The organism is Methylobacterium sp. 37f (assembly GCF_023093475.1).
Taxonomy (GTDB): Bacteria; Pseudomonadota; Alphaproteobacteria; order Rhizobiales; family Beijerinckiaceae; genus Methylobacterium.
In genome coordinates this window covers 1-3905 of sequence record NZ_JAGHKN010000080.1, presented here as the reverse complement: position 1 = coordinate 3905, position 3905 = coordinate 1, and the positions used below count along the sequence as shown (strand labels likewise).

Here is a 3905-nt window from a genome sequence, read left to right as displayed (position 1 = left end):
CATCCTCCAGGATATCGGTAGCATCCATCAGGATCAGGGCGTCGTCGTCGACCACGAGGGCGAAGGGCGCATCGGAAGGGCCAGGCAGGGTCATCAAGGGGTAAGGCCAACCTCGTCCAGAGGTTGCCGGGTAACATAAGTTTGTTTTGGCGTCGCTTGCCGATTCACGGCGCACTGTCGTGGGGACCGAAGCCTCGACATGCTGCGCGGATACGAGCGGGTGAACGACAGGGTCTATCCCGACGGTACTGCGCACGTCGGCGAAAGCCGCTTTCCTGCATGCACGCTCATCGCATCGGCCGGGACATTTCAACTGGGATGCTCAAGGAGGGCAACTTATCGAGCTAACCTGTGTTGCGATCTCATGACGACGAAGCGCTCCATGAAAGCCACTGCCGTGCTCGTCGTAGAGGACGACGACCTCGTGCGCCTCTGCGCCGTCGAAATGCTGGAGGATGCCGGTTTCGAGATCGTCGAGGCACGGCATGCCGACGAGGCTTGGTTCATCCTGCATGAGCGCTCCGACATCGGGGCACTTTTCACCGACGTCGACATGCCGGGTTCTATGTGCGGTGTCACCCTGGCCGGGCGCGTACACGACGCCTGGCCCGATATCCGCCTGGTCGTAACCTCGGGGCGGCAACGTCTAGTCGACGGGGACATCCCCGACCACGGCTTGTTTGTCCCCAAGCCCTACAGCGCGGACCAAGTCATCGACGCGATCCACCACGCCACCTGATCGACCACCGGGAAACTTTTGACCGTCGGTGGGTGTACGACGCCCGGTCCCTTCCCTGACATGGCCTGTCTTCGTCCCTAGCCTGTGGGGAGGAGGAGGACCCGAGCCGGAACTGCGGTCAGCCCACGGGCTTGCAGCACCTGACCAGTGCTTGGGCCGGCTGGAGAGAGTGTCTTTTCGGGCGATAGCGAAACGCACCATAGGCTGCTCGAAGCCTTCAAAGATGCCCAGGGCAAGGGCGATGGATCCTTCGAGCAGGCCGCGACGAGCGCTTTCAAGCATGTGTTCGACCACTTGGCTCGATTGAACTTGCGAGTCTCACTCGGAGGGGCGGAGGGCGAGTATCGGCAGCTGAAATCCGACGAGAGCGCGACCCTTCGTTAGCCAGTATACTCGGCGGCCTTCCGGGGCGCCGGGCTCGATTGGGACTGGCGACGAGACTTCCAGCGAAATCCGCTAGATGCGAAAGGTCGTGGGCCGACGACAGCCACGTTTGGAAGCGCGAACGTTCCTGTCCCTTCGATCGTTGAGGCTTGCCTTGCGAGCTCCCCACGTTCGCGGACGTGGAGCCCATGGATGCCCCTGATAGCCAGGACCGAATACTCGACGGCACAGACCCCTTTGCCCTCCGCGGCCGGCGATGGGCCAAAGACAGGGTTCTGGGCGCTGACACTCGGCTCGGTCGGCGTGGTCTACGGCGACATCGGCACCAGCCCGCTCTACGCCCTGAAGGAGTCCTTGCACGCAGCCGCCGGAGGGGGGCACGCACCGACCCGCGAGATGGTCTTCGGCGTCGTCTCGCTGATCCTCTGGGCGCTCATCCTCATCGTTACGCTCAAGTATGTGCTGTTGGTGATGCGGGCCGACAACGACGGCGAGGGCGGCACGCCTTCCCTGGTCGCGCTGGCCCAGCGCGCGCTGGGCCATTCCGGCGGGTTCGTCATCGTGCTGGGCATGGTCGGCGTTTCGCTGTTCTTCGGCGACGCCATCATCACGCCGGCCATGTCGGTGCTCTCGGCGGTGGAGGGGCTGAAGCTGGTGACCCCGGCCACCGATCCGTACGTCCTGCCCATCAGCCTCGCCATCCTGATCGGCCTGTTCGCAGTCCAGAGCCACGGGACGGCGCGGGTGGCAACCTTCTTCGGCCCCCTCACGGCGTTCTGGTTCATCGTCATGGCGCTTGGCGGCCTGAGCCACCTCGTCGACGATCCGAGCATTCTGGGTGCGCTCAATCCCGCCTACGGCATTTCCTTCATCCTGAGCCACGGCACGGCCGGCCTGCTGGCGCTCGGTGCCGTGTTCCTCGCTGTGACCGGGGCGGAGGCGCTTTACGCAGACATGGGACACTTTGGTCGCACGCCGATCCGCGCGGCCTGGTTCGGGCTGGTGCTGCCGGCGCTCGCGCTGAACTATCTCGGCCAGGGAGCCATGCTGCTCGCCCACCCGGAGCGGGCCGAGAACCCGTTCTTCCTACTCTATCCGTCCTGGGCGCTGCTGCCGATGGTGCTGCTCGCCACGGTGGCGACGGTTATCGCCAGCCAAGCCGTGATCACCGGCACTTTCTCGATTACACAGCAGGCGATGCAACTCGGTCTGCTGCCGCGTATGCGCGTCCTGCGCACATCCGAGACCGAGAAGGGGCAGATCTACATCCCCCGGGTGAACTGGTGGCTGCTCGTCGCGGTCGTATTCGTCGTGGTGCTGTTCAAATCATCGAGCGGCTTGGCGGCGGCTTACGGCATCGCGGTCACCGGCGACATGGTGATCACCGCCTGCCTGCTCTTCGTCGTCGCCTGGAAGGTCTGGCGCTGGTCGCCTGCGGTCGCGGCTGCGGTCATCGCGCCGTTCCTGCTCATTGAGGTGGTGTTCCTCTCGGCCAACGCTCTCAAGATCCTCCATGGGGGCTGGGTACCGCTGACCATCGGTGCCGCCCTCGTCACAGCGATGTGGACCTGGCGACGTGGTTCGGCTCTGATCGCCGAGGAGATCCACCGTCGGCGCGTGCCGCTGTCCGAATTTACGCAAATGGCCGAGACCGGCTCGATCCAGCGGGTGCCGGGAACGGCCATGTTCCTGACAGGTACCCCCGGTGATACCCCGGGGGCCCTGATGCACAACGTCAGGCACAACCGCGTGCTGCACGCGAACAATTTCATCCTGCACGTCGTCACGGAGGACCTGCCGCGGGTGGCCGACGCCGAGCGCGTCGCCGTGAAGAAGCTGTCCGACGCCTTCTCTTGCGTGACAGTGCGTTTCGGGTTCACCGAACTGCCCGACCTGCCGCGCGCCCTTGCCGCTGCGGGCCTGGACAAGGGCGACCTGTCTTACTTTCTGACGCGGCGCGTGCTGGTCGCCTCGCCGGAGACCGGCATGCCGGTGTGGCAGGACAGGCTCTACATCTCCATGGCCCGTGCGGCCACGGACGCGTCCCGCTACTTCCGCATCCCGGTCGACCGGGTTGTCGAGATCGGTGCCCGGATCGACATCTGAGCACGGTTGCCCGCCGCACCGAGGGACCGGTCGAGGATCAGAGGAGCGCGACGATGGCCTCGGTCCGGCGCATCATCAATCCTGTCGGCGGCTTCACGGCTAGCTTCGAGGTGTCCCTCCGGCGTCCGTGCGCCTGAGATGCCGAAAGGACATTCCGGGTCGTCCACCTCGTCCTCGTCGAGCGGCGACAGCGCCACATCGCGACGATCTACGACACCGTGACCTGGGCTGCCTGGCTGCAAACGCCGGGGGAATGCCAGAAACGGCGAGCGCACCCTCACGGTCTCGCTCGCTCTCGCAAACGGCATCCCGGCCAATCGCGGGGAGGCCGCCGTGCCGGGGCCTTCTTGGAACGCCCGACGCACCGGCAGTCCAGGCTTGTCGAAGCTATCGCCGTCCGCGAAGCGACTGCTTTGGGCTATAGAATACTATAACCGAACTGCGACGCCTTACGTCAGCAACGAAGCATTCCTCCGCTATTGATTGAAGCTCAGGCTTACGTCCGCTTTTGAGCTGAGTTCGCAGCGGCTTCTACGACCATGTTGGGTCGAGGCTGTGTCAAAAGCCCGATCTGAAGTAGACTTGCGGCCTCATCTGCGGAGGTCGGCATGGGTCGGTTCGTCGAAGGGCAGGACCGTCGGCAATCCTGGTTGCTGCCCAGTTCGCTGGACGACTA

At 64.6% G+C, this 3905-nt stretch carries 2 protein-coding genes; both read left to right on the top strand.

What is annotated here, in order from left to right; translation table 11 throughout:
* The first annotated feature begins 364 nt into the window (after positions 1 to 364).
* Positions 365 to 739 (top strand): response regulator, encoded by a 375-nt coding sequence (locus J7U37_RS24650; RefSeq protein WP_056452906.1) that lies wholly within the window; start codon positions 365 to 367, stop codon positions 737 to 739.
* A 576-nt stretch (positions 740 to 1315) separates the two neighbouring features.
* Positions 1316 to 3229, top strand: a complete 1914-nt coding sequence (locus J7U37_RS24645; protein ID WP_247637456.1) for a potassium transporter Kup — start codon at positions 1316 to 1318, stop codon at positions 3227 to 3229.
* The last annotated feature ends 676 nt before the right edge of the window (positions 3230 to 3905 follow it).